The 2,619-nt window shown below is 52.1% G+C and carries 4 protein-coding genes and 1 pseudogene; all 5 read left to right on the top strand.

Translation table 11 applies throughout. The features are described 5' to 3' along the window. Window positions 1-42: 42 nt before the first annotated feature. Window positions 43-387, top strand: coding sequence for a plasmid mobilization relaxosome protein MobC (mobC, locus tag D5269_RS17325; RefSeq protein ID WP_166545235.1), 345 nt, complete (start codon window positions 43-45; stop codon window positions 385-387). Between the two features lie 132 nt (window positions 388-519). Then, window positions 520-1,113 carry a type IV toxin-antitoxin system AbiEi family antitoxin domain-containing protein gene (locus D5269_RS17320; RefSeq protein WP_120487486.1) on the top strand — a complete coding sequence of 198 codons (594 nt, stop codon included), beginning with the start codon at window positions 520-522 and terminating at the stop codon, window positions 1,111-1,113. Further along, complete coding sequence (locus tag D5269_RS17315) at window positions 1,110-1,964, top strand: nucleotidyl transferase AbiEii/AbiGii toxin family protein (protein ID WP_120487488.1); 855 nt, start codon at window positions 1,110-1,112, stop codon at window positions 1,962-1,964. The genes D5269_RS17320 and D5269_RS17315 overlap by 4 nt, the downstream gene beginning before the upstream one ends. After that, a complete protein-coding gene (locus tag D5269_RS17310; RefSeq protein WP_016285074.1) occupies window positions 1,961-2,293 on the top strand; it encodes a hypothetical protein in 333 nt (110 codons plus the stop codon). Before D5269_RS17315 ends, D5269_RS17310 begins: the two co-directional genes overlap by 4 nt. A gap of 57 nt (window positions 2,294-2,350) precedes the next feature. Further along, window positions 2,351-2,619, top strand: a pseudogene (locus D5269_RS17305) (relaxase/mobilization nuclease domain-containing protein); the annotation flags it as partial.

The raw sequence follows: 2,619 nt of genomic DNA, 5'->3' as shown, positions 1-2,619 counted from the left end.
GGAACGCAGACCCGCCGCCCCTAAGAAACGGGAACCGGAACGATGAGCGCGGCAAAGCGGAAACGGGAGGTACAGGTGAATTTCCGGGTTTCCCCGGAGGAGCTGGCCCTGATTGAGCAGAAAATGTCCCAGCTTGGAACCGTCAACCGGGAAGCCTACCTGCGGAAAATGGCGCTGGACGGGTATGTGGTAAAGCTGGATTTGCCGGAGCTGAAGGAGCTGGTGTCCCTGATGCGTTATTCCAGCAACAACCTGAACCAGCTGACCCGTAAAGTGCATGAAATAGGGCGGGTTTATGACGCTGATTTGGAGGATATATCCCAGCGGCAGGAACAGCTTTGGGACGGTGTGCAGAAGATACTGGCCCAGCTTGCCAAGCTCTCCTGACCGGATAGTTTGCTCCATCTGCGGAGGGAGGAACGGCGTTCTTCGCCGCGCCTTCCTCCGCTTTTTCTTTTTGCCGCTATTTACTTTCGTGCTACAATCATGTATAATAGTAGCACGAAAGGAAGTGAGGGCATGACACAGTTTGAACAGCTGGACACGATTTTAGAGGGACAACACGGTATGCTCCAAACATCAGAGGTGGTGAAACGGGGAATTCCAAAATCCGTTTTTTACAACTATGTGAAGGAAAAAGAATTGGAACAGGCGGCACATGGGGTTTATGTATCGCCGGATGCCTGGGTCGATGGGATGTACCTGCTCCATTTACGATGCAGCCAGGGGATTTTTTCTCATGAAACGGCGCTGTTTTTCCATGATCTGACCGACCGGGAGCCTTCCCCCTATTCCATTACCGTCAGACGGGGATACAGCACGACCAGATTGAAAGCGGACGGGATTTTGGTCTACACCATAAAACCGGAGCTGCATGACGTCGGAAAGAGTACGGCTCAAACTCCTTTCGGGCATACGGTTCCGGCTTATGATATGGAGCGGACCATCTGCGACCTGCTTCGCTGCCGGAGCAGCATTGAGATGCAGACATTTCAAGGGGCGCTCAAAATGTACGCCCGCAGGAAAGAGAAAAACCTGCGGAGGCTGATGCAGTATGCAGGGCTGTTCCGGGTTGAAAAAATTTTGCGGCAGTATTTGGAGGTGCTATTATGATAAAGACAGCAAGGCAGCTGAAAGATTTGATCCGCAATCTCGCAAAGGAGAAATCGGCGGACGCACAGATTTTGATGCGGAACTATATGATGGAGCGTTTCCTGGAACGTATTTCCCTTTCTGAATATCGGGATAACTTTATTTTGAAAGGCGGGATGCTGGTTGCCGCAATGGTAGGGTTGGATGCCCGGTCTACAATGGATTTAGACGCAACCGTCAGAGGGGCCAGCGTGAATGTGGAGGACATTGAAAATCTGATGTCCTCTATCATAGCAGTCCCCATTGAGGACGGTGTGGAGTTCCAGGTGAAAAGCATTTCGGAAATCATGGACGAGGCCGAGTATCCGGGGATTCGGGTCAGCATGGCCACAGTCTTTGACGGGGTGGTGACGCCGCTGAAAATTGATATTTCTACCGGGGATGTGATTACGCCGAGGGCAGTCCGGTACAGGTTCCGGCTTATGCTGGAGGAACGCTCCATTGATATTTGGGCGTACAATCTGGAAACCGTACTCGCGGAAAAGCTGGAAACAATGATTGCCCGGACCATAACAAACACCCGTATGAGGGATTTTTATGACCTCTACATTCTGGAACAGCTTCATGGAAGATCGCTGGATTCCGATATTCTCCGCCACGCGCTCCTTGCTACCGCCCGCAAGCGCGGAACCGAGGGGCATTTGAAAGAAGCGAAGGAAGTGTTTTCTGAAGTAGAAAACAGCCATGCGATGCAGGCGCTTTGGTCCGCTTACCGCAGGAAATTTTCCTATGCGGCTGATCTGGAATGGAACACCGTTATGGGGGCGGTCCACCGTTTGTATGCTCTGACAGAGGACAGTGAATCGGAATGAAAAAGCGCGGGCATTACTGCAAAATCTGCGGTGAGTATAAATCAAACGAAAAGTTTTCGGGTAAAGGCCATGCGGCGCATATCTGCAAAACGTGCGCCTCCCTGCCGCCGGAAAAGAAATCTGAAATGGCGGCAATGAACCGCCTGCTGAATCTCCCCTGGCGGCTTTCAAAGGAGCAGATTTCCTGGCTGAAAAAGAAGATGCACGATAAACGCCCGGACATTCGGGCGCTCGCAAAGGAACAATATGAAATGCGCTTTTCGCCAGCCCGGTTCGAGGAGGATGAACCAAACGGAGATTTCACAGATTTTCCCTATGACATACTTTGAATAACCAGCAACGGCTTGTTCATCAGGCCGTTATTTTTTTGAGAGGAGGATTCCATCATGACAACCACACGCATCATGCCGCTGCACATTGGCAAAGGCCGCACCGAAAGTCAGGCGGTCAGTGACATTATCGACTATGTATCCAACCCGCAAAAGACAGATAACGGCAGGCTCGTCACCGGCTTTGCGTGTGACAGCCGGGTAGCCGACGCCGAGTTTCTGCTGTCAAAACGGGAGTACATTTCTGCTACCGGACGGGTACGGGGCGCGGACGATGTGCTGGCCTACCATGTCCGGCAGTCCTTTGTCCCCGGCGAGATTACCCC

It is taken from the genome of Anaerotruncus sp. 1XD42-93 (assembly GCF_009917605.1).
GTDB lineage: Bacteria > Bacillota > Clostridia > Oscillospirales > Ruminococcaceae > Anaerotruncus.
This window is presented reverse-complemented; position numbering and strand designations above follow the sequence as displayed.

Bases quoted from the DNA above. Each gene is read 5' to 3' on its own strand.
- mobC (WP_166545235.1), top strand. From the start codon at position 43: ATGAGCGCGGCAAAGCGGAAACGGGAGGTACAGGTGAATTTCCGGGTT.
- D5269_RS17320 (WP_120487486.1), top strand. From the start codon at position 520: ATGACACAGTTTGAACAGCTGGACACGATTTTAGAGGGACAACACGGT.
- D5269_RS17315 (WP_120487488.1), top strand. From the start codon at position 1,110: ATGATAAAGACAGCAAGGCAGCTGAAAGATTTGATCCGCAATCTCGCA.
- D5269_RS17310 (WP_016285074.1), top strand. From the start codon at position 1,961: ATGAAAAAGCGCGGGCATTACTGCAAAATCTGCGGTGAGTATAAATCA.